This is a genomic window from Streptomyces cavernae (genome assembly GCF_004023625.1).
Classification (GTDB): Bacteria; Actinomycetota; Actinomycetes; order Streptomycetales; family Streptomycetaceae; genus Streptomyces; species Streptomyces cavernae.
This window is the reverse complement of record NZ_RPDJ01000031.1, coordinates 1-22,568: the sequence shown is the minus strand read 5'-3', so window position 1 is coordinate 22,568 and position 22,568 is coordinate 1. Positions and strand designations below refer to the sequence as shown.

Below are 22,568 nucleotides of genomic sequence, written 5' to 3'. Positions count from 1 at the left end.
TCCGCCGTCCGGCGACGCGCTGCCGCACGCCCAGCCGCGCCAAGGCGCGCGCACGGCGGGCGCCCCCACGCCTACGACGCACACCCGTATCCGAGGACCCGATGTCTCACCTTCGCGCACCGGCCGCCCGAGCAGACCGCCGGGAGGGCGGCCGCCACGGTCGACCGGTCGTCCGCACCACCTCCGCGCTCCCCGAGACGCACATACGTCCGCAACTGCTGCGCATCGCTGTCCTGCCGCCCGTCGCGGTCGCCCTCAGCGCCTGCGCCGCCGTCCTCTTCATCGTGCGCTCGACCACGCCGGACCGGCCGAGCCCGACCCTGTGGGCCGTCCTCTCCGGAGCGCTCGGCGTCACCCTCGCGGGCATCCTCATCGCCGCGTTCGCCGCCGACCGGGCCGCGAGGTCCGTACGCGACCGCGTCGGCGAGCTGCGCCGCACCACCAGCCGCGGTCAGGCCGACCTGCTGGCCCTGGTGGAGGCGCTGCGCCACGGCGAGGGACCCCCGGTACGCGCACCGCGCGCCGCACCCGGTCCCCATGCCGACGAGTTCGACCTGCTCGCCGACGACCTGGCGCGCGCCCACGACACCGCCGTCAGCGCCGTCGTCCAGGCCGCGCAGCTGTCCAGCCGGGTGGGCAACGAACAGAAGGTCGAGGTCTTCGTCAATCTCGCCCGGCGACTGCAGTCGCTCGTGCACCGCGAGATCCTGATCCTCGACGAGCTGGAGAACGGGATCGAGGACCCCGATCTGCTCAAGGGCCTCTTCCACGTGGACCACCTGGCCACCCGCACCCGGCGCCACGCCGAGAACCTCGCCGTGCTCGGCGGCGCCGTCTCACGTCGGCAGTGGAGCAACCCGGTCTCCATGACGGAGGTCCTGCGTGCGGCCACCGCCGAGGTCGAGCAGTACTCGCGCGTCAAACTCGTACCACCGATCGAGGGCACCCTGCGCGGGCACGCGGTCGCCGACGTCATCCACCTGCTCGCCGAACTCGTCGAGAACGCCACGGTGTTCTCCGCCCCGCACACGCACGTCCTGCTGCGCACCAACCTGGTCACCTCGGGGCTGGCCGTCGAGGTCGAGGACCGCGGGCTCGGCATGCCGGTCGACGAGCAGCACCGGATGAACGCCTTGCTCGCCGACCCCGACCAGGTCAACGTCGCCAGTCTGCTGCAGGACGGACGGATCGGGCTTTTCGTGGTGTCGCAACTGGCACGCCGGCACGGGATCGCGGTGCGGCTGCAGTCCAACATCTACGGCGGCATCCAGGCCGTCCTGGTCCTGCCCCAGGAACTCCTCGGCGCCGCGTCGTGGGAGGGCCCGGAGCCGGGGAATCATCCGGAGCCACAGCAGCGGCCCGATCCACAGCAGCGGCCCGAGGCCCGGCAGCGGCCCGAGCCCGGGAAACGGCCCGAGGCGGAGCGGCGGCTCGAATCCGGGCAGCGGGCCGAGCCCCGGAAACGTGCCGAAGCCGGGCAGTGGGCGGAAGCCGGGCAGCGAACCGAAGCCGGGCAGAGGGCCGAGGCAGGGCATCGTGCCGAGCCCGGGCAGCGGCCCCAGGCCGAGACGCGTACCCGCACCGTCAGGGCCGCCCCCCTCACTGGTCAAGCTCACAAGCCCCTGGCGGGGCGCGTCGTGACGCGGGATACCCACGGCGACGCACCCGGTCCCCGGCGGGCCGTACCGTCGCAGGCGGACGGGTCCCGCCCCGCACCGCTGCCCCGACGCGGAGCGGGGCAGCCGCGGCCCAATCCGGCGGCGGCCACCCCCGGCGTCCGCCCCGAGGACCGGCGGGTCGCGGCCGAGAACGCGGGCATGCTCCTGCTGCCGCGCAACACAGCGGTGCACGACGCCACGGACAAGCCCCCGCTGCCGAGGCGGCGCGCCCAGGAACACCTGGCGCCCCAGTTGCGCAGCGGCCCCCTGTCGCGCCCGGAGGACGACGCCCTCGTCGTCCACGACCCGGGCCTGATGGCGGCGTTCCAGCGCGGCATCGGCCTCGCCGAGGCACAGCCGGCAGCCTCCCCGCACGACCTCACGGGCCGGCACGACCACGACCTGACGGGCAGGCACGACCTCACGGGCCCGCACGACCTCACGGGCCGGCACGACCACGACCCGACGGGCCCGCACGACCTCACAGGCCGGCACGACCACGACCTGACGGGCAGGCACGACCTCACGCCAGGGCACGGCCTCACCGCCCCGCACGACGAAACCGGCCCGGCCCGATGACCCTCCACTCCGCCCCCGCAGACCCCGCAGACCACGCGGACCTTCGTATCCCAAGGAGTCGATCCACCATGGCGAGCGATGCGCCGACCGCTCAGGTATCAGATCTCGACTGGCTGATGAGCGGCCTCGTCCAGCGGGTGCCGCACACCCACAGTGCCGTCCTGCTCTCCTGCGACGGGCTGGTGAAGTCGGTGCACGGCCTCGACCCCGACAGCGCCGACCACATGGCGGCCCTCGCCTCCGGGCTCTACTCCCTCGGCCGCAGCGCCGGCATCCGCTTCGGTGACGGGGGAGAGGTGCGCCAGGTCGTGGTCGAACTGGACTCCACCCTGCTGTTCGTCACCACCGCGGGCTCCGGTACCTGCCTCGCCGTGCTCGCCGGCCGCGAGGCCGACGCCGCGGTGCTCGGCTATGAGATGGCCATGCTGGTCAAGAGCGTCCGGCCGTATCTGACGACCGCACCCCGGCAGCCCACCGAATCCTCGGCGACCAGGCCTTGAGCGCGACCGCGACCGGCGACGAGCCCTGGCTCGACGCCGCCGCCGGCCGGCTGGTACGCCCCTACACGGTCAGCAACGGCCGCACCCGGCCGACGAGCGCCCTCGACCTCATGTCGCAGGTGATGTCGACCGGCGCGGCACCCATGGACTACCTCGGCCCCGAACACGCGCATGCCCTCGATCTGTGCCATGTGCCCGTCTCGGTGGCCGAGGTCGCCGCCCAGCTGAGGCTGCCCGCCGCGGTCACCAAGGTGTTGCTGTCCGACCTGCTCGACTGCGGCGCCCTCAGCACCAAGCCGCCCGCCTATCACGACATCCCCACTGACCGGTCTCTGCTGGAGGCAGTGCTCGATGGACTACGACGACAGCTCTGACCCCTTCCCCACGGCGCTCAAGATCCTGGTGGCGGGAGGGTTCGGGGTCGGCAAGACGACCTTCGTCGGAGCGGTGAGCGAGATCGCGCCGCTGAGCACGGAGGAGTTGCTCACCACGGCGAGCGCCGCCACCGACAGCCTGGACGGGGTCGAGAACAAGGTCGAGACGACCGTCGCCATGGACTTCGGCCGAATCACCCTCGATCAGCGACACGTCCTGTATCTGTTCGGGACGCCCGGCCAGCAGCGGTTCTGGTTCATGTGGGACGAACTGTCCGAGGGGGCCCTCGGCGCGGTGGTCCTCGTCGACACCCGCCGTCTCGAGGACTGTTTCGCGGCCGTCGACTTCTTCGAACAACGCGGTCTCGGCTTCATCGTCGCGATCAACGAGTTCGACGGCTCCTTCCGCTACGACCCGGAGGAGGTGCGTGCGGCCATCGACCTGGACCCCGCGATCCCCATCGTGCGCTGCGACGCCCGGATCTCCAGCTCCGGCGTACAGACCCTGCTGACCCTGGTACGACACCTCATCGCCTACGCGCCCGCCCCCGCCCCGAGCCATGGAGCCCACACATGAGCTACGGCCCGCCGCGCCCGGCAGGTCGTCTGCTGCTGACCCCGGAAGACACCCAGGCGCCCGCCCGGGTAAGGAGACTGCGCGTGCTGGGGCTGGGGGAGCGGCCCGAACCCGTCCTCGACGCCTTCGCCGACCGGCTCGCCGAGGTCTCCGCCACCCCGTACGCGATGGTCAACTTCCTCGACGAGGAGGGGCAGTTCTTCGCCGGCCTGCACACCCCCGCCACGGACGGCGCCCGCACGGCACCGGGCCGCCGGCTCGCCCGCGACCACGGCTTCTGCCCCCATGTGGTGGTCCGCGGCAAGGCCCTGGTCCTGGAGGACGTCCGTGACTACCCGCGGTTCGCCGGAAACCCGATTGTCGACGGCCTCGGCGTCCGCTCCTATCTGGGCGCCCCGCTCATCGACCGCACCGGAGTCGTACTCGGCACGGTCTGCGCCCTGGACGTCGAACCGCGTCCCTGGGGCCTGGCGGGTCTGGAGACCATCAAGGCGATGGCGGCGGAGCTGATGGAGCGGATCCAACGGCGGGAGGAAGAGGGGCTTTTCTAGTAGGACTCCGTGAGGTTCGGGGCTGTTGCCGTCGGCCTTGCCGACCGGCAGCCCGGCCCGCGGCACCGAGCTGCGGGAACTGGTCCGGCGGGGCACTGGGCCACCTGCCGCGAGATCACTATCGTCGCAGGTCAGTGCGACCTCACGGAGTCCTACTAGTGCCCCGACAGGCAACGTTCGCCCCGTCGCGACGCCCGGCACGCTCCCCCAAGCTCTTCGAGCAGGGGGTACCCCCACTCGCCGCACCGGCCGAAAGCCCAAGTACGTCCAGTACGAGGACTTCCGCCCGGCACTCCCCCCAGCCTCCGGCCGGGGGTACCCCCAGAGCACGCTCCCCCAAGCTCTCGACTTCTCCCCCATTCTCGGCTGCGCTCGAGCGGGGGGACCCCCATGAGCAGGGGGACCCCATGACGTCGCTCCTTACCGGGCAAACGTTGCCTGCCGGGCCACTAGGGCGCGCCGGCTGCCGGCCGGTTCCGGTGCGTCCACCGTACGAAGCCACCGTTTCCGCCGTCCCCGTCGGTCCCGCGATCCGCTCGTACGGTGACCGACTCGCCGTCCGGGAAGGCGATGTGGACGTCGTCGCCCACCGTCGAGCAGACCACGGACTCACGCAGCGCCCGCGGATTGACGGCGTCCCGGGTCAGGGCGACCAGCGACACGTACACCCCGGCGGGGTGACCGGCGGCGCACCGCAGATACGGTGTGGCCGAGTGCGCGCCGAAGGCGCTGGCGTCGGTCTCGTGGGCCATGCCCGTCTCCTCGTCCCAGCCGTGCAGCCCTACGACCACGCTCGTCAGCCCGTCGCCCGTGCGGACCAGTGCCCAGCCGGGGCCCTGGCCGGCCGCGACCGGACGGTCGTCGGCGACCGCGTAACCACCCTCGCGCAGACCCACTCCCGCGGGGACGCACACCCGGTGCACCCGGATCTCCCACGGCCCGTGCAGCACGCTCGTCGTGAGGACCGGTAACTCCTCGCCCGTCTCCATGAGTTGAGCGTCATGACGGGAGGTCGCCGTGCGGCCGGAGCACGCCAGCGGACGGATCCCCGTCCGGCGCGAGGCGGTGCCGTCCCACGAGAGCAGCGCCAGATGGCCGTCGATCCCGGGCGCCCGGCCATGGCCCGCGGCATCGGGCGCGGTCGCCGTGGAATAGCCGAACTTGGCGTAGTGCGGGTCGTCGAGGAAGGGCATGGCCCCGGCCGTGGCCTCGGCCGGATCACCCTGGCCGCCGCCGGTGCCGCCGCTCCCGCGTTCGCTGCCGTGGTTGACCAGGCGCACGATGCCGTCGTCCCGCGTGCCGTGCAGCAGCCAGCCGGGCGCCGGCAGGGCCATGTACTGGTCCGACTCCTCGACGGGGAGCGGCAGTTCACGCTCGGTCCACACCGGATGCTCCGCCGGAAGTAACAGGCCGAGGAACGCCTTGCCCGCCGTGTACGGCGCGGCCGGGCCCATCTCCGGCCGGATCGTCGGCAGGAACGTGCCGTACCAGCCGAGCGGTAGCAGCCCCCGCTCGTCCGGCACCCCGCGCTCCACGAAGTGCCGGGCCGTCCCGGAGGCGAGCCGCCGGGTGAGCCCCGGCGCGAGCGGTGTGCAGTCCATCAGCGCGCCCAGCCAGACCGGTGCCACCACGGCCATCCGGTACGTCAGGCCGTGCCCGAAGTGCACGGGTGCCCCGTCGGAGCCGAAGAACCGCGCGTACGAGCCGAGGAACCGGGCCAGCCGCTCGCGGTAGCGGGCGGACCGCGCGCCGGCCGCGGCGGCACCCGCCATCCGGGACCACAGCAACGGGTAGAGGTGGAAGGCCCAGGCGTTGGTGTGGTCGAAGGCACGGGTGTCGCCGTCGCGGTACCAGCCGTCGCCGGCGTACCAGTCCTCGATACGGTCGAGCCCGCCGTCGATGTCCTCCTGGCGGTGGGGGCCGCCCACGGAGGCGAGGAACTGCTCCGCCACCACCTGGCACAGCCGGGTGCCGTCGTCGTGGGCGCGGCGGCCCACGAAGCCCCACAGCCAGTCCACGACCCGTTCCCGGACCTCGCCGTCCAGCGCGTTCCAGATCCACGGCCGGGTTTCGTGCAGCGCGAGCGCGATCGAGGCGGCGTGCTCCATCTGCGGGGACCGGTCGGTGAGTTGGGGCCACGCCTCCCCGCTGTCCCGGTCGGTGCCGGCCGCCAGGCCCCGCGCGTAACGCTCCACCAGACGGGGATCGACGTCCCCGCCCGCCCCGGCGATCCGGAAGGCGGCCAGCAGGAAGGAATGGGCGTAGCCCTCCAGCCCGTCCGTCGCCACTCCCGCGAGGGAGCCGCGGCCGGGAAGCCGGTACTGCGCCAGGCCTGGCGTCGCATAAGGCTCCAACGCGTCGAGCAGTCGGTCGGCGAGTACCTCCCAGTGGGCGCGGGTCCAGCCGGTGCGCGGTGACAGGACCCGGTCGGTGGCGGGCAGGTCCAGGTGGGGGGTGGGCATGAGGCAGTTCTTCCGTTTCCGTTCGTTCGCTGTACGTGGCCGCGGCATGTGTACGTCGAACACGGCTCGATCGCTCACTCACCCGTCCGCGGAGGACCCGGCGTGAAGGAAAGCTGCGGGTCCGCTTAAGAAATCCTCGATGGCGGACGGCGTCGTCGTAGGGCAGATTTCTGTCCGCCGCACGGCATTTCTCCGTACGGCATCTCACCCCTCCCCACGGCACGGGTAACTTCGGCGTGCCCGGACGCAATTGGAGCCGTAGCGTTGAAGGCACTTCTCAAGCGGCAGGCGGAGCCGGGACTCTGGCTCGCGGACGTCCCGGAGCCGGCCGTCGGCCCCGGCGATGTACTGATCAAGGTCTTGAGAACCGGCATCTGCGGAACCGATCTGCACATCCGGTCCTGGGACGGCTGGGCGCGGCAGACGATCAGCACCCCGCTGGTGCTCGGGCACGAGTTCGTCGGCGAGGTCGTGGAGACCGGCCGTGACGTCACGGACATCGGCGTCGGCGACCGGGTCAGCGGCGAGGGCCATCTGGTCTGCGGCAAGTGCCGCAACTGTCTGGCAGGCCGCCGCCACCTGTGCCGCGCGACGGTCGGGCTGGGCGTGGGCCGCGACGGGGCGTTCGCCGAGTACGTCGCGCTGCCCGCGTCCAACGTGTGGGTGCACCGCGTCCCCGTCGACCTGGACGTGGCCGCGATCTTCGACCCGTTCGGCAACGCGGTGCACACCGCACTGTCGTTCCCGCTGGTCGGCGAGGACGTACTGATCACCGGAGCCGGCCCGATCGGCCTCATGGCGGCGGCGGTGGCCCGGCACGCGGGTGCGCGCAACGTCGTGATCACCGATGTGAGCGAGGAACGGCTCGCGCTGGCCCGCAAGGTCGGGGTGAGCCTGGCCCTCAACGTCTCGGAGGGCGCGATCGCCGAAGGCCAACGGGAGTTGGGGCTCCGGGAGGGCTTCGACATCGGACTGGAGATGTCCGGCCGCCCCGAGGCACTGCGCGAGATGATCGCCAACATGACGCACGGCGGCCGGATCGCCATGCTCGGCCTGCCCGCCGAGGAGTTCCCGGTCGACTGGGCCCGGATCGTCACCTCGATGATCACCGTCAAGGGCATCTACGGCCGGGAGATGTTCGAGACCTGGTACGCGATGTCGGTCCTGCTCGAAGGCGGACTCGACCTCTCACCGGTGATCACCGCACGCTACGACCACCGCGACTTCGAGGCGGCGTTCGAGGACGCCGCGAGCGGACGCGGCGGCAAGGTCATCCTCGACTGGACCGCGTGACTCCCTCACCGCCCAAGCCCACCGCTCACCGCCCAAGCCTTCCTGGAGACCTCACATGTTCGACTCCGTGCGCGACGACCTCCGCGTCACCCTCGACGAGATCCGCGCCGCCGGACTGCACAAGCCCGAACGCGTCATCGGCACCCCGCAGTCCGCGACCGTGAACGTCACCGCGGGCGGCCGGCCCGGCGAGGTCCTCAACTTCTGCGCCAACAACTACCTCGGCCTCGCCGACCACCCCGAGGTGATCGCCGCCGCTCACACTGCGCTCGACCGCTGGGGCTACGGCATGGCGTCCGTGCGCTTCATCTGCGGCACGCAGGAGGTGCACAAGGACCTGGAGCGGCGGCTGTCCTCGTTCCTCGGCCAGGAGGACACGATCCTGTACTCCTCCTGCTTCGACGCCAACGGCGGTGTCTTCGAGACCCTGCTCGGCGCCGAGGACGCGGTCATCTCCGACGCCCTGAACCACGCCTCGATCATCGACGGCATCCGGCTGTCGAAGGCCCGCCGCTTCCGATACGACAACCGTGATCTCGCCGACCTGGAGCGGCAGTTGAAGGAGGCTTCGGGCGCCCGGCGCAAGCTGGTCGTCACCGACGGCGTCTTCTCCATGGACGGCTATGTGGCGCCGCTGCGCGAGATCTGCGACCTCGCCGACCGCTACGACGCCATGGTCATGGTCGACGACTCGCACGCCGTCGGCTTCGTCGGCCCCGGCGGCCGCGGCACCCCCGAACTGCACGGCGTCATGGACCGTGTGGACATCGTCACCGGCACGCTGGGCAAGGCGCTCGGCGGCGCATCCGGAGGCTACGTCGCCGCCCGCGCGGAGATCGTCGCCCTGCTGCGCCAGCGCTCGCGCCCCTACCTCTTCTCCAACACGCTCGCCCCGGTGATCGCCGCGGCCTCCCTGAAGGTCCTCGACCTGCTGGAAGAGGCGGACGGCCTGCGCGTCCGGCTCGCCGGGAACACCGCCCTGTTCCGCTCCCGGATGGCCGAGGAGGGCTTCGACGTCCTGCCCGGCGACCACCCCATCGCGCCCGTGATGATCGGCGACGCGGCCGTGGCCGGACGCATGGCCGAACTGTTGCTGGAACGCGGGGTGTACGTGATCGGCTTCTCGTACCCCGTGGTGCCGCAGGGGCAGGCACGCATCCGGGTGCAACTCTCCGCGGCCCACACCACGGACGACGTACACCGGGCGGTCGACGCCTTCGTGGCGGCCCGGGCGGAACTGGGCGGCTGAGTTCCGGGTTCGGGGGAGGGGGCACGGTCGCACCGCGGAGGGGCACGGTCACTTCGGTTGCCGGAGAGGGTGCGGCTTCCCGGTGAGGCCGCCGGTTTGTCCGACCTGAGAGAATCGGCCACATGATCGAAGCACGGCGGCTGCACATTCTCCGTGCCGTGGCCGACCACCGTACGGTGACGGCGGCTGCCGCCGCCCTCTACCTCACCCCCTCCGCCGTCTCCCAGCAGCTGACCGCACTGGAACAGGAGACCGGCCACCGGCTGGTGGAGCGCGGCGCCCGCGGGGTACGGCTCACCGCCGCGGGCGAGATCCTGCTGAGCCACGCCAACGCCGTCCTGGCACAGCTGGAGCGGGCCGAGGCGGAACTCGCCGCGTACGGTGCGGGCGCGGCCGGCACGGTCACGGTGGCCTCCTTCGCGACCGGTATCACGCTGGTGGTGGCGCCCGCGCTGGCCCGCCTCGCCGAGCGGGCACCCGGCATCCGGCTCCACGTCCAGGACGCCGAGGGCGACGCCAGTCTGCCGATGGTGCTGGACCGCCAGGTCGACATCGCGGTGGCCGTCGAGTACCGGGGCGCACCGGACCCCGACGACCCGCGCCTCGCCCATGTCCCGCTCTACGCCGAGCCGTTCGACGCCGTCGTGCCGGTCGCACACCGCCTCGCGGACGTCGGCGAGGTACCGCTGGCCGAGCTGGCCAAGGACTCCTGGATCGGCCCCTACCCCGGCAATCCCTGCCATGACGTGGTGGTTCTGGCCTGCGAACACGCCGGGTTCCAGCCCCGGCTCGAACACTCCTCCGACGACTTCCGTGCGGTGGTGGCCCTGGCCTCGGCCGGCGCGGGCGTGGCGCTGGTACCGCGCTCCGCGCTGCGCGGGATGGACCTCACGGGTGTCGTCGTACGCCCCGTGGACGGGGCCGCGCCCACACGCCGAGTGTTCGCGGCCGTGCGCCGGGGCGCTGAGAAGCATCCGCTGATCCGGCCGGTGCTGGACGCGCTGCGGGAGTCGGCGACAGCGATCTAGTCAGGGCCAAGGCCGTCCACATGGGAGCGATCCGGGGCCGGGGCGGTCCAGAGCCCCGGGAGGCTGAGGAGGCTCCCGATTTCCCGTATCCGGGATAGCATCCCTGATATGGGAAATGATGTACTGGGTCCGGTGGACACCCGGCTTGCCGCCCGCCTGGCCGAACTGCGTGCCGAGCACGGCTGGTCGCTCGGCGAGCTGGCGGAACGGAGCCGTATCAGCCGTTCCACGCTTTCTCGGGCCGAGCGCGCCGAGATCAGCCCCACCGCCTCGCTGCTGAACCGGCTGTGCGGTGTCTACGGCCGGACGATGTCCCAACTGCTCAGCGAGGTCGAGGCGGAACCGGTGGACCTGGTCCGCGCCGCCGACCAGGCCGAATGGCACGACCAGGCCTCGGGCTTCCACCGCAGGTCGGTGTCGCCGCCGCAGACCGGTATGCGCGGGGAACTGGTGGAGGGACGGCTGACGGCGGGCGCGGACATCGCCTACGACAGGCCGTCCGTGCCCGGCCTGGAACAGCACATCTGGGTCCTCGACGGCCGACTGGAGGTAACCGCGCAGGGGACCCACCACGTCCTGGACGCCGGGGACTGCCTGCGGCTGCGGGTGTGGGGGCCGACGCGCTTCCGCTGCCCCGGACCGCAGGACGTGCGCTACGCGCTGGTGGTGGTGCTGCCATGACCGCCGTCGCCGTCGCCAGGCTGAACGGGGCGGAAGTGCTCGCCCGCGCCGATGAGTTGGCCGACCTGCTGACCGACACCGTGGCGGGCGGGGCGTCCGTCGGATTCCTCGCGTCGCTCGACCGGGCGGAGGCGGCCGCCTGGTGGAAGGAGCGGGCGGGCGGCGGCCGTCGAAGCGGGCGGCCTCGCCGTGTGGGCGGCGCGCACGACGGACGGCAGGGTGATCGGCACGGTCAGCCTGGCCTTCTCCGACAAGCCCAACAGCCGCCACCGCGCCGAGCTGGTCAAGCTGATGGTGCACCGCGACGGACGCGGCCGAGTGGGCCTGGGCCGTACGCTTCTCACCACCGCGGGGCGGGTCAGGAAGCGTCGCATCGCCGCCAGGGCGATTCGACGCCCCCGCACGCAAGCGATTAGGTCGCTGCGGAGCCGGGCGACAACCAAGCGGGCGCCGAGCTGAACACTGTTCATGTCGCGGCGGGACACGCCGGAGGGGTGACAACCCGTGAGGGTTCGAGTGCCCGTCGGCCGCCCGGCCGGAGGGCGATTGTCAGTGGCATTGGCTACGGTGCGTGTCATGCCGGACGCCGAAGACGTACGCCGTATCGCCCTGTCTCTCCCCGACACCACGGAGAAGATCGCCTGGGGCATGCCCACGTTCCGGGTGGCGGGGAAGATGTTCGCCACGCTGCCCGAGGACGAGACCTCCACCGCCGTGCGCTGCCCCAAGGTCGAGCGCGACGAACTGGTCCTCGCGGAGCCCGGGAAGTTCTGGATCGCGGAACACGAGGCGGGCTTCGCCTGGGTCCGCGTCCGCTTGGCGGCCCTGGAGGACGAGGCCGAACTCAGTGACATCCTCGCCGACTCCTGGCGCCAGGCCGCGCCCACCCGGCTGCTGGAGTCGCATCCGGGCCTGGGCATACCGGCGGTCGAGTGAGGGTAAGCGGGACGGGCGCCGAGGACGGACCGGGCGAGCGGGGACGGGCCGAGGTCCGGTCCGTCTCACCGTCACGGAAGCCGCCCCCCGACAAACGGGTGCGCGGCCACCGCCCCGAGTGCGGTATGGTTTCCATGCGCGTTCGGCCAGGGGAAACCCCAGGTCACACGGGCAACGGGACGTGGCGCAGCTTGGTAGCGCACTTGACTGGGGGTCAAGGGGTCGCAGGTTCAAATCCTGTCGTCCCGACAGCGAGTCGGACATTTGTGCAAGTGAGGGGCGCTCTTCGGGGCGCCCCTCACGCATGAATGGGAGCACGGGGAGCCCTCTGCCGCTCCCCGTGCTCGCATCGCTCCGGCCGTGGCGGTCTTCGCCGACACCATGCGATCACGGCGGCCCAGGTCGTTCGCCGGCATCCCGGCAGCAGGCGTCGTGGTGCGCCGCCCCGCCCCGCACGCCGTCATGCGCCGGGGCCTACGGACCACGGCCGCCCAACCGCACACGGCCGGTTCCGTCCGCGGGCTCCCGCTGCCTTCATGTCTGCGGATCCCGGCAGGTCGTCACCTGATCGCGTCGAGTGCTTCGAGCAGCCCGGGGCTGGCGGGCGAGCCCTCGTCAGGCGCGCCCGCTGTGCGATGGAGTTCGCCGTCGATGATCTCGTAGTGACCGATGGCCCGCAGTGGCGGCGAGTAGACGTGAATGGTCACGGCACCGGCGTCGTGGTCCATCCGGTGCACGCCCGATCCGGGGAACGAGAACGACTCGCCGGGGCCGTACCGGCGGGCGCGGCGCGGACCGCCCACCGGCAATCCCTCCTGCGAGGCGGTGCCTTCGAGGACGTGCACGCCGACACAGGAGCCCTGGTGGTCGTGGTAGCCGGTGTCGCGCGCCTCCCACCAGGTGTTCAGCCAGGCCTCGGAATGCTCGTTCCGCCACAGCAGCAGGTACGAGCCGGGGCCGGAGCGGTCGAGCGCGGTGGTGTCGACGAATGCCGCCGCCCGCCGGGCCCGCTCCGCGCATTCCTCGGGCGAGAACGGGCGGTCGGACATGCCGAGAGCGGTGAGGGCGGTGGTGTCGACCGGAGTCGGGTTCTCGGAATTCACGATCATCCCCTGTGCGGTGTCGTTGGATGTCACATCGTGGTGTGCGGGTGCGTGGCGGACTTCCCGGTCGGCGCTAGGGGAGGCCGTCGCCTGCGAGCCACTCCTCCAGCGCGTCGAGGTCGCCGTCCGGTGCCTCGCCCACGCCGACGAAGGGGACTGACCGCCGAGTCGCCGCGTAGGCGCGTCGCGTCCCTTGGCCCAGGTCGTCGGCGTGTCCGCGCAGGTCGACGGCCTGAGCGCCGCAGGTGAGCTCGACAGCGGCCAGCCGCAGCGCCAGGCCCGCCATCTCGTGGAGGCGGCGGGCTGCGGTGGGTGCCATCGTGATCCGGTCCTCGATACCGGCCGCGATCGCGCTGGTGGGCTGTTCAAGAGTGACGGGTTGCGCGATCAGGCGCGCTTCGCCGGCGATGCTCGCCGCGCCGTTGGCGACGATCGCCAGGCCGTCATCGGGCGCGGAGGGATCGGCGCGGAGCCCGGTCGTCAGCCCGGTGAAGGCCGAGTCCAGCAGCTTCTGTACCCGCTCGCCCGCGATCGTGACCGCCTGTGCGAGGCCGAGCCGCGCGTAGTCGAGCGCGATGGCGACGGGGGCGATGTCGTGGTTTCCGGTGGAGATCGCCCGGTCTTCCGCGACGAGCATGATCGGGCTGTCGCCGGAGGAGGCGAGCTCGACTTCGAGAGCGTCATGGCAGTGCGCCAGCGCCTGGCGTGCCGCACCGTGTGTCTGCGGCACCACCTTGAACGCCAGCGGATCCTGCAGAGCGCGGGCCGGCCGCGCGCCGGTCAGCAATGCGCCGCCGGACAGCAGCGCACGCAGCCGGTCGATCGTCTCCCGGGCGCCGGCGTACGGGCGTACTTCGGCGACGGCCGGATGGATGGCGTCGACGTTCCCCGTCAGAGCCTCCAGCGACAGCGCCGCCGACACGTCCAGTGCCCGGACGGCCCGGTTCGCCCGCTCCAGGGCGAGACAGGCGCTCCCGACCGAGAATGCGTTGCTGTTGACGATGGCGTGCGCCTCGCGCGGGCCGAGTTCGATCGGGGTGAGGCCGCGCGCCGCCAGTGCGGCGCCGTCGTCTCCGTGGCCGATGAGGGCCAGCCCGATCTCGGCCAGTTGACTCAGGTCGGCCTGCCCGATGGAGCCGAGCAGGTGGACGCGAGGCGTCACGTCGGCGTTGAGGGCCCGGCAGAACGCGTCGGCGAGTTCGGCCCGTACGCCGGCGACGCCGACGGCGAGGCCGGCCGCCCGTACGACCATCGCCGCCCGGACGAATTCCGGGGGCGCGGGCCGTCCGTGCCCCACCCGGTGCGCGCGCAGCAACAAGGGCTGGAAGGCGGCCTGCCGGTCAGCCTCGATCGCCGCGGTCTTGTTCGCGCCGACCCCGGTGGTGAGTCCGTACACGACATCGCCACGGGCCAGCGCGCCCTCGAGCGCGGCGCGCGAGGCGCGCATCCGCTCGCGGGCCGCGTCGCCCACAACGACGCGGCGGCCCCGCGCCACCGCCACCACGTCGGCCGGTCGCAGGGGCTCATCGCCCAGGACGAGTGCGCCGCCGGTGGGCTCGGCTCCGGCCGCCACGAGGTCCGTGAGGGACGTCATGCCCCGGCCCCCCGCCCGGCTCCGGCCAGCAGGGCGAGCAGCGCGTCCCTTCGCGCGGCGACCTCCTGCGCGGCGCCGGGCGGGTAGTCGCCCAGCAGGCCACGACCGCCCTTCATCCCCGTCGCACCGCTGCGGCGGACCCGACGAAGCAGCGCCGGCACCTCGGTCGAGCGGGAGAGCTGAGGGAACAGCTGCTCGGCGACGGCTTCATGGACATCGAGTCCCGCCGCGTCCATGGCCGCGAACGGACCGATCGCGGCCCAGCGCGCGCCGAGACCACTGACGACGGCCCGGTCGACGTCCTCCACGCCGCAGACGCCCTCCTCGACCAGCGCGTAGGCCTCGCGCAGCAGCGCGTACTGCAGCCGGTTGGCCACGAAGCCCGTGTGGTCGCGACGGAGCGTGATCGGCTGCTTGCCGATAGCCCGCGAGAGCGAGGCAAGCCGCTCCAGGGTGTCCGGCGCCGTGAGCGGCCCGCCTGTCACCTCGACGAGCGGCACGAGTTCGGCCGGGTTGAACCAGTGCCAGCCGGCGAAGCGTTCAGGACGCGCCAGGCCGTCGGCGAGATCCGCGAGCCGGAGTGACGATGTGTTGGTCGCCACGATTCCGTCGTCGGCGACCAGCGCCTCGGCCCATGCCAGGGCGACGCGCTTCGCCTCCACGTCCTCGGCTATCGACTCCACGGCCAGCGCGAACGGCCCCGGTGCCTCACCGACCAGAACCGTCGCGCATATCCCCGACCGTTCTGCGGGTGAGGGTGAGGGTGAGGGTGAGGGTGCCGATGTCGGTGCCGGTCCTGGTGCCGATGTCGGTGCCGGTCCCGGGGATGCCTCGCCGATTGCGACGAGCCTTCCGACCCGCCGGGCGATCTCGTCCCGGGTCGCCGCGGCCGCCTCCGCGCGCCGGACGAGCACGACGGTCTCGATCCCCGCGGCGGCGAGGCGGGCGGCGATGCCGGTGGCCATGGCGCCGCCGCCGACGACCAGCACCCGGCCGGTGGGGGCGCTCATCCCCAGAACTTCTGGTCGTCGAGGTGAGCGAGCAGGATCTCACCGGCGGCGCGGACGTGGTCGCGCATCGCCGTACGCGCGGCGTCCGGTGTGCGGGCGCGGAGTGCGGCGGCGATGGCCTGGTGCTCCCGCACGTTCATGGTCGTCAGAGCCGTCTCGTCGTGCGCGATGACCCGCCAGACCGAGTCGCGGGGGAAGACATGCTGCAGAGCTTCGATGGACTCGGCCAGGCGCCTGTTGCACGCGGCCTCGTGGATCAGACCGTGGAAGGCGTTGTTCGCGTCCGTCACGGCCGCGTCGAGCTCCGCGTCTTCCATTCGCCCGGCCGTGGCGACGGCTTCGGTGAGCCGTTCCTGCGTCCGCTCCAATTCGTCCAGATCCTCGGCGGAGGCGCGGTCGCACGCGAGCGCGCACGCGAAGCCCTCGAGTTCGGCGCGGAGTTCGTAGACCTCGACGAGTTCCGCCCGGGACGGGGCGCGCACCGTCGCGCCACGGTTGGGTGTCAGCTCGACGAGGTTGAGGGCCTGCAACTTGCGCAGCGCCTCGCGGATGGGCGTCCGGCTGACCCCGAAGCGAGCCGCCAGCTCCTCGTGCTGGAGGCGGGCGCCGAACGGCAGCCGCCCGTCGAGGATGTCGGCGCGCAGCCGGTAGGCGATCTCGTCGGCGAGGCTCGCGACCGCGAGCGTCTCACCCCGGGCGGATGGTGGTGACGGGCACATGCTCGGATACTAGATTGGATACATGGATCCAATCAACGCCTCAACCGAGGAAAGACTCGGCGCCCCGGCGCCGACCGGTACCGAGCTGCGCTGCCGCGGGTGGGAGCAGGAGGGGGTGCTGCGCTGCTTCCTCAACACGCTCGATCCAGCCGTCGCCGAGGACTCCGCCCGGCTCGTCGTCTACGGCGGTCGCGGACGGGCTGCCCGCTCCTGGGCGGCGTACGACGCGATCGTCGCCGCCCTCGAACGGCTCGGCACCGCCGAGACCTTGCTCGTGCAGTCCGGCAAGCCCGTGGCGGTGCTGCCGACGCACCCGGACGCGCCGCGGGTGCTGATCTCGACCGCGATGGTCGTGCCCGCCTGGTCGGGCGAGGCGGAGTTCCGTCGGCTGGAGGACGCAGGGCTCACCATGTACGGCCAGATGACGGCCGCGTCCTGGTTCTACATCGGGACTCAGGGCATCCTCGGGTTCACCCATGAGACGTTCGCGGCCATCGCCCGCCGTCACTTCGGCGGCACGCTCGCCGGCCGGCGGGTGGTCACGGCCGGGCTGGGCGGAATGGGCGGTGCGCAGGGTCTGGCCATCGCCAATCTGGGCGGCCGGGGCCTGATCGTCGAGGTCGACCCCGAGCGCGCGCAGCGCCGACTCGACGCGGGCTGGGTCGACCGCATCGCGCCCGACTACGGCGCGGCCGTCGCCGACCTCACCGGATCGTCCGACCCCGCCGCCATCGCGCTCGTCGGCAACGTCTCCGAGATCCTGCCGAGGCTGGTGGCGGACGGCGTCGCCGTCGACATCGCGACCGATCAGACGGCCGCGCACGACCTCGACCACGGCTATGTGCCTGTCGGGTACACGCCGGACGAGGCGCGCTCCGAGGGCCTGGACCGGGCCGCCTATCGCAGCGCCGTACAGGCGTCGTTGCGCGCGCACGCGAACGCCTTGCTGGCGCTGCGCGAGCGTGGGTCGGTCGTCTTCGAGTACGGCAACAACCTGCGGGCGCAGGCGGTGGCGGCCGGAGCCGGCCGCGCCGGCGAACTGCCCGGATTCGTGGCCGAGTACGTGCGCCCGATCTTCGCGCGCGGGGTCGGTCCGTACCGCTGGGTGTGCCTCAGCGGTGACCCTGCGGATCTGCGCCGCAGCGAAGACGCCGTGCTCGAGGTGGTCGGTACGGCGTCGCTGGAGCGCTGGTTCACGCTGGCCCGCGCCCGGGTCGCCCGGCAGGGACTGCCTGCCCGCATCTGCTGGCTCGGACTCGGCGAACGGCATGCGGTGGGCCTGCGGCTCAACGAACTCGTCCGGCGCGGCGAGATCGGCCCGCTGGCCCTCGGCCGGGACCACATGGACCCCGCTGCCGTCGCCTCGCCGTCCCGGGAGACCGAGGGAATGCTCGACGGCAGCGACGCCATCGCCGACTGGCCCGTCCTGGCCGCGCTGCTCAACGCCGCCCAGGGCGCCTCCTGGGTCTCCGTCGGCAACGGCGGCGGCGTCGGGGTGGGCCGGAGCATCCACACGGGCCTCACGGTGGTCGCCGACGGCAGCGAACTCGCGGAACGCAAGATCCGCCGGGTGTTCTGGACCGACCCGGCGCTGGGTGTGGCCCGCTACGCGGACGCCGGATACGACGAGGCCACCCGCAAGGCCCGGGAGTGTGGCGTCGATCTGGGATGAGACCGTCGCCTATGCCACCTCGTCGAGGGGGCGCAGCTCGTCGGCGTAGCTGACCGAGAGCCGGCGCAGCACACCGTCGTCGATGGAGTACTGGCCGAGCCGCCACAGCGGTGGCGAGTAGGCATGGATGGAGACGCTCCGGTCGGTGGCGCCGACGAGCCGGTGGATGTGCTCGGGGCCGAAGCAGAAGGACACGCCCTCTGACACGACGGTCTCCAGGTGGGCGCCGCCGATGCGCGGGTTGCACTCCTTCAGGGCGCCCTCGACGACTCGTACGGCGCCGGAGGAGACGTCGTGGTCGTGCCAGCCGGTGTCGCTCTGCGGGGTCCAGCACAGCAGCCACACGTCGACGAACTCGTCCCGGTGCAGCGACGCGTAGTGCCGTTTCCCGGTGGACCAGGCGACGTGGTGACGCCACATCTCCGGTTGGTCTGCCAGTGCGTCGACGAGATCCCGCAGTTCCTGCTTGCCAAGGCACTGCGCGGGCAGGGCTTCGAGAGGCATGGGTGATCATTCCGTTCCGGTGAGGAGACGACGCGGATTGGCGACGCGGAAGGCGTGCTCCGCGGCTTCGCCCAGGCCGAAGGCGGGGCACCGCGGCGGCTCGGCGTAGGGCCGGTCTGTGCCCTGGACGATGACATCGACACCGAGGGCGCGGACGACCGCGTCGACGGCGCGCGGCCCGTACGAGGACGTCTCGACGAACACGTCCGGATCCACCTCCCCCCTGCCGCCGCCACGGGCGGCGAGGCGCTCCCCGTGCAGCGGGGCGAGACCGGCCAGCAGCGCGAAGCACACCCGCAGGCGGGGATGGCGCGTCCGGCCGAAGGCCCGGAAGGCGAACCAGGCGGCGTGCATCTGCTGGACGTAGGGGACCAGCGCCGGCCACCAGCCGGGCTCCGCGGGCCCGCCGGTCGCGGGGCCCGGGTGGACGAACAGTGGAAGGCCGCGCGACTCGAGCACATCGAGCAGCGGCGCGCAGCGCGCGTAACCGGTCGCGTCGCCCAGAGCGTTCGCCGGGAGCTGCAGGCCGGCGAATCCCAGGTCGAGTGCGGCGGCCGTCGCGTCGGCGTCGATGTCCCGGACGCAGGCGGCGGCCCAGGCCCCGAAGGGCTCGGGCAGTGCAACCGCGCCCTCGTGGTAGGCGTCGAGCAGCGGCTGTGCCTCATCGGAGGGCAGCCACTCCAGTCCGAGCGGGGAGGACAGCGAGACGAGCGCCCGGCCGAGGCCGTCGGCGGCGGCGAGCTCGGCACGACGGGCGATGTCGTGGTCGGCGGGAGAGACCTCATAGGGCGGCTCACCGTCGGTGTGGAGGGTCCAACCGTCCAGGAAGGGGTGTTCGCGCCGTGCTCGCAGGGCCGCCACAAGGGAGGGACTCCACAGGTGTTGGTGCACGTCGACGTTGGTCACGACACTCCTCCCCGGAAGGTCCCGCCGGAGTCACTTCACTGAACCCAGCCACTGACCTTCTCACTGACGGTCAACTGAACCGCAATCAGTGGACCGGTTCAGCAGATTCTTGCGAGGAACTTCAGAGTGGAATCGCATCCTCGTGGTCGCGGCGTGGAGCGCCGCGGTATCGCTTGTGCATGCTCGGCCGCGAAGCGGCCGAGCATCGTGTCCGGCTGAGCCGGTGCTGTGCCACACGGTGGCGGGTTCACCCGGTCGGGTGACGTGGGGTGAACATACGGTGGGCAGTCGTACGCGCGTGTAGGTTTCGTGAATCGTGAAGCTGGTGATGCAGGTCAGACTGCTGCCGACGCCCGTGCAGGCGGCGGCGCTGGAGGCGACCCTGCGCGCCTGCAACGAAGCGGCCACCTGGGCCAGCGGCGTGGCGTTCGAGAAGGACGTGAAGAGCAACTTCGCGCTGCGCGAGCACACCTACCGTCAGATCAAGGCCCGCTGGGGGCTGGGGGCGCAGGCCGCCCAGCACGTCATCAAGAAGACCTGCGACGCGTACGCGACGCTGAAGGCCAACCTGAGGGCCGGGAACCTGGGCAGGCCGGGCTCGAAGCGCTACCGCAGGGCGGTGGAGAAGCCGGTCACCTTCCGCCCGGAGGGTGCGCAGCCCTACGACGACCGGATGCTGTCCTGGCAGATCGACCAGCGCCGGGTCTCGATCTGGACGACTGCCGGGCGGATCAAGGACGTGGCGTTCACCTCGTCACCGGAGCAGATGGCCACCCTGGCCCTGTACCGCAAGGGCGAGTCCGACCTGGTGCACCGGGAGGGCATGTGGTTTCTGCTGGCCACCTGTGAGGTGCCCGAAGCACCGCTGAACACCGACCTTGTGGACTTCCTCGGCATCGACTTGGGCATCGTGAACATTGCCACCACGTCCGACGGCGAGATCATGGCCGGGCGTGAACTGAACCGAGTCCGGGTCCGGGAACGGAAGCTGCGCACCAAGCTGCAGAAGAAGAACACCCCGTCCGCCAAGCGCCGACTGAAGAAGCGGCGCTGCAAGGAGGCGCGGCGGGCCAAGGACATCAACCACAAGATCGCGAAACATGTGGTGGCCGAGGCTGAACGCACCGGTCGCGGAATCGCCCTGGAGGACCTGACGGGCATCCGCGAACGGGTACGGCTTCGCAAGCCCCAACGGGCCACCCTGCACAGCTGGGCCTTCGCCCAGCTGGGGCAGTTCATCGCGTACAAGGCCCGCAAGGCAGGGGTGCCGGTGGTGTACGTCGATCCGGCGTACACCTCCCGGACCTGCGCCGAATGCGGGCACATCGACAAGGCGAACCGGGTTTCACAGGCCTGGTTCGCGTGCCGGTCCTGCGGATTCGTTGATCACGCAGACCGGAACAGCTCCCGCAACATTCGCGCGAGAGCGTGGCAGTTGTGGCGAAGCGGGGCGCAGTCAACCGCCCCAGACCCACCTCCCGAACGAGGGCGTGGGACAGGACGCAAACGCAGCACCACAGCCAGTGGCGCCCGTTGTGCAAGCCCGGGACTTTAGTCCCGGGTCGCTGACTAAACGAACGGCCCGGCACATAGCTCGCAGATGGCTCACATCCCGACATTTTCTGGGCTTCGCTCGGCGAACGTAACGTGCCCTTTACGCCAAAGCATTGACGGCCATTCATTCACCCACGACTCTGAATGACAATATGCAGCCGGTTAAGGGGCAGCCTTGATCAGATTCGATGCGGTGAGCAAGAAGTACCCGAACGGCACAAACGCCGTGGACGACTTGTCCCTCGAGTTTCCCGAGGGCGGCATCACGGTCCTGGTGGGTCCCTCGGGCTGTGGCAAGACCACGACCCTGCGCATGGCCAACCGCATGGTGGAGCCGACGACCGGGACGGTGAGCCTGCGCGGCCGGGACATCAGGGAGGTCGACGCCCCCGAGCTCCGCCGTGGCATCGGCTATGTGATCCAGCACGCCGGGCTGTTCCCGCACCGGACGGTCCTGGACAACATCGCGACCGTGCCGCTGCTGCTCGGCTGGGGCCGGAAGAAGGCGCGGGCGCGGGCGGCGGAACTGCTGGAACTGGTGGGGCTGCCGGGCGAGATGGCCAAGCGCTATCCGTACCAGCTCTCCGGCGGGCAGCAGCAGCGGGTCGGGGTGGCCAGGGCGTTGGGAGCCGATCCGCCGGTGCTGCTGATGGACGAGCCGTTCAGCGCCGTCGATCCCATCGTCCGGGGGGAGTTGCAGGCGGAGTTCATCCGGCTGCAGAAGGAGCTGCACAAGACGATCGTGTTCGTCACCCACGACATCGACGAAGCGATCAAGCTCGGCGACAACATCGCGGTGTTCCAAACCGGCGGCATACTCGCGCAGTTCGACACTCCGGAGAGGCTGCTCGCCCGGCCCGCCGACGAGTTCGTGGCCGATTTCGTCGGACGGGACCGCGGTATTCGCCGGCTGTCGTTCGTCAACGCGGCCGATGTGCCGCTGCGCGACGGTCCGGTGCTGCCCGACACCACTTCCGTCCCCGAAGTGCGGGCCGGGTCGGCGGACAAGCCCTGGGTGCTCGTCGTCGACACGGACCGGCGGCCGCTCGGCTGGGCCGCCGTCGCCGAACTGCCCGACAGCGGCACGCTCGCGGACGCGACGCTGATACCGCTCGGCCACACGTTCAGCCTCGTCGGCGACTCGGGGCGAGCCGCCCTCGACGCGGCGCTCCTGTCGCCGTCCGGGCTTGCGGTGGCGGTGGACGGCGCGGGCGCGGTCGTCGGTGTCACGGACGCGCAGGAGCTGGCCGCCGCGATGGCCAGGGATGACGCGGCCAGGGACGAGACCGTAACCGACGAGGCGGTCACGGGCGAGGCGGCCGCGAGCGCGGTGGTCACAGGCGACGGGGGCACGGCGACACGGGCGGTGATGAGCGATGAGTGACGGGGAGCCGCTGGTCCGGTGGGACTGGATCGGCGACCATGTCGGCGAGTTGGCCCATTACACCGGTGTCCACCTCCAACTGGGTCTGCTACCGGTGCTGTTCGGGTTGATCATCTCGGTGCCGCTGGGCATGCTCTGCCACCGCTGGAGATGGCTCTACCCGCCGACTCTGACCGTGGCCAACGTGCTGTACTCGATCCCGTCACTGGCCCTGTTCATGATCTTCGTGCGGTA

The 22,568-nt window shown here is 71.7% G+C and carries 20 protein-coding genes, 1 tRNA gene and 2 pseudogenes; 16 read left to right on the top strand and 7 right to left on the bottom strand.

Annotated elements, in window-relative coordinates; genetic code table 11:
* Positions 1–101: 101 nt before the first annotated feature.
* The 5 genes from EF387_RS33755 (at position 102) to EF387_RS33735 (ending at position 4,239) form a co-directional block, all read left to right on the top strand.
* Positions 102–2,237, top strand: a complete 2,136-nt coding sequence (locus EF387_RS33755; protein WP_202918388.1) for a sensor histidine kinase — start codon at positions 102–104, stop codon at positions 2,235–2,237.
* 68 nt (positions 2,238–2,305) lie between these two features.
* Entirely contained in the window at positions 2,306–2,737 is a 432-nt protein-coding gene (locus tag EF387_RS33750; RefSeq protein ID WP_128379414.1) for a roadblock/LC7 domain-containing protein, read from the top strand.
* Positions 2,734–3,111 (top strand): DUF742 domain-containing protein, encoded by a 378-nt coding sequence (locus EF387_RS33745; RefSeq protein ID WP_128379413.1) that lies wholly within the window; start codon positions 2,734–2,736, stop codon positions 3,109–3,111. Before EF387_RS33750 ends, EF387_RS33745 begins: the two co-directional genes overlap by 4 nt.
* Positions 3,089–3,688 carry a GTP-binding protein gene (locus EF387_RS33740; RefSeq protein WP_128379412.1) on the top strand — a complete coding sequence of 200 codons (600 nt, stop codon included), beginning with the start codon at positions 3,089–3,091 and terminating at the stop codon, positions 3,686–3,688. Before EF387_RS33745 ends, EF387_RS33740 begins: the two co-directional genes overlap by 23 nt.
* Positions 3,685–4,239 carry a GAF domain-containing protein gene (locus EF387_RS33735; RefSeq protein ID WP_128379411.1) on the top strand — a complete coding sequence of 185 codons (555 nt, stop codon included), beginning with the start codon at positions 3,685–3,687 and terminating at the stop codon, positions 4,237–4,239. The genes EF387_RS33740 and EF387_RS33735 overlap by 4 nt, the downstream gene beginning before the upstream one ends.
* A 449-nt stretch (positions 4,240–4,688) precedes the next feature.
* Here the strand turns inward: EF387_RS33735 and EF387_RS33730 are convergent, their stop codons facing one another.
* Entirely contained in the window at positions 4,689–6,701 is a 2,013-nt protein-coding gene (locus EF387_RS33730) for a DUF2264 domain-containing protein (RefSeq protein WP_128379410.1), read from the bottom strand.
* Positions 6,702–6,965: 264 nt separating this feature from the next.
* On the opposite strand from EF387_RS33730, the gene tdh reads away from it, so the two are divergent.
* The 7 genes and pseudogenes from tdh (at position 6,966) to EF387_RS33695 (ending at position 12,137) form a co-directional block, all read left to right on the top strand.
* Entirely contained in the window at positions 6,966–7,994 is a 1,029-nt protein-coding gene (gene tdh, locus EF387_RS33725; protein WP_128379409.1) for an L-threonine 3-dehydrogenase, read from the top strand.
* 55 nt (positions 7,995–8,049) lie between these two features.
* Positions 8,050–9,243 (top strand): glycine C-acetyltransferase, encoded by a 1,194-nt coding sequence (locus tag EF387_RS33720; protein WP_128379408.1) that lies wholly within the window; start codon positions 8,050–8,052, stop codon positions 9,241–9,243.
* A gap of 122 nt (positions 9,244–9,365) precedes the next feature.
* Positions 9,366–10,271 carry a LysR family transcriptional regulator gene (locus tag EF387_RS33715; protein ID WP_128379407.1) on the top strand — a complete coding sequence of 302 codons (906 nt, stop codon included), beginning with the start codon at positions 9,366–9,368 and terminating at the stop codon, positions 10,269–10,271.
* A gap of 108 nt (positions 10,272–10,379) precedes the next feature.
* Positions 10,380–10,952 carry a helix-turn-helix domain-containing protein gene (locus tag EF387_RS33710; RefSeq protein ID WP_128379406.1) on the top strand — a complete coding sequence of 191 codons (573 nt, stop codon included), beginning with the start codon at positions 10,380–10,382 and terminating at the stop codon, positions 10,950–10,952.
* Positions 10,949–11,303 (top strand): annotated as a pseudogene (locus EF387_RS33705) (GNAT family N-acetyltransferase); the annotation flags it as partial. The gene EF387_RS33710 and the pseudogene EF387_RS33705, both read left to right, overlap by 4 nt.
* Before the next feature lie 225 nt (positions 11,304–11,528).
* Positions 11,529–11,888, top strand: a complete 360-nt coding sequence (locus tag EF387_RS33700; protein WP_162467225.1) for an MmcQ/YjbR family DNA-binding protein — start codon at positions 11,529–11,531, stop codon at positions 11,886–11,888.
* A gap of 175 nt (positions 11,889–12,063) precedes the next feature.
* Positions 12,064–12,137 (top strand) — tRNA-Pro (locus tag EF387_RS33695).
* A gap of 311 nt (positions 12,138–12,448) precedes the next feature.
* Here EF387_RS33695 and EF387_RS33690 read toward each other — a convergent pair.
* The 4 genes from EF387_RS33690 to EF387_RS33675 all read right to left on the bottom strand — a co-directional run bounded on the left by EF387_RS33690 (position 12,449) and on the right by EF387_RS33675 (position 16,314).
* A complete protein-coding gene (locus EF387_RS33690) occupies positions 12,449–12,997 on the bottom strand; it encodes a cupin domain-containing protein (protein ID WP_128379404.1) in 549 nt (182 codons plus the stop codon).
* A 67-nt stretch (positions 12,998–13,064) separates the two neighbouring features.
* Complete coding sequence (locus EF387_RS33685; protein WP_128379403.1) at positions 13,065–14,585, bottom strand: HAL/PAL/TAL family ammonia-lyase; 1,521 nt, start codon at positions 14,583–14,585, stop codon at positions 13,065–13,067.
* Positions 14,582–15,595, bottom strand: coding sequence for a 3-hydroxyacyl-CoA dehydrogenase family protein (locus EF387_RS33680; protein ID WP_128379402.1), 1,014 nt, complete (start codon positions 15,593–15,595; stop codon positions 14,582–14,584). The genes EF387_RS33685 and EF387_RS33680 overlap by 4 nt, the downstream gene beginning before the upstream one ends.
* The gene (locus EF387_RS33675) at positions 15,592–16,314 is read right to left on the bottom strand and encodes a GntR family transcriptional regulator (RefSeq protein ID WP_128379401.1); all 723 of its coding nucleotides are present in this window, start codon (positions 16,312–16,314) and stop codon (positions 15,592–15,594) included. Before EF387_RS33675 ends, EF387_RS33680 begins: the two co-directional genes overlap by 4 nt.
* Before the next feature lie 22 nt (positions 16,315–16,336).
* Between EF387_RS33675 and hutU the strand changes: the two genes are divergently transcribed.
* On the top strand, positions 16,337–17,986 hold the full coding sequence (gene hutU / locus EF387_RS33670) for a urocanate hydratase (RefSeq protein WP_128379400.1): 1,650 nt from the start codon (positions 16,337–16,339) through the stop codon (positions 17,984–17,986).
* Between the two features lie 9 nt (positions 17,987–17,995).
* On the opposite strand, the gene EF387_RS33665 is transcribed toward hutU, so the two are convergent.
* A complete protein-coding gene (locus EF387_RS33665; RefSeq protein WP_128379399.1) occupies positions 17,996–18,490 on the bottom strand; it encodes a cysteine dioxygenase in 495 nt (164 codons plus the stop codon).
* A 6-nt stretch (positions 18,491–18,496) separates the two neighbouring features.
* The gene (locus EF387_RS33660) at positions 18,497–19,396 is read right to left on the bottom strand and encodes an amidohydrolase family protein (protein WP_128379398.1); all 900 of its coding nucleotides are present in this window, start codon (positions 19,394–19,396) and stop codon (positions 18,497–18,499) included.
* A 316-nt stretch (positions 19,397–19,712) separates the two neighbouring features.
* On the opposite strand from EF387_RS33660, the gene EF387_RS33655 reads away from it, so the two are divergent.
* The 3 genes and pseudogenes from EF387_RS33655 to EF387_RS33645 all read left to right on the top strand — a co-directional run.
* Complete coding sequence (locus EF387_RS33655) at positions 19,713–20,951, top strand: RNA-guided endonuclease InsQ/TnpB family protein (protein WP_128379397.1); 1,239 nt, start codon at positions 19,713–19,715, stop codon at positions 20,949–20,951.
* Between the two features lie 174 nt (positions 20,952–21,125).
* Positions 21,126–22,334 (top strand): ABC transporter ATP-binding protein, encoded by a 1,209-nt coding sequence (locus EF387_RS33650; RefSeq protein ID WP_128379396.1) that lies wholly within the window; start codon positions 21,126–21,128, stop codon positions 22,332–22,334.
* A pseudogene (locus tag EF387_RS33645) lies at positions 22,327–22,568 on the top strand (ABC transporter permease); the annotation flags it as partial. The gene EF387_RS33650 and the pseudogene EF387_RS33645, both read left to right, overlap by 8 nt.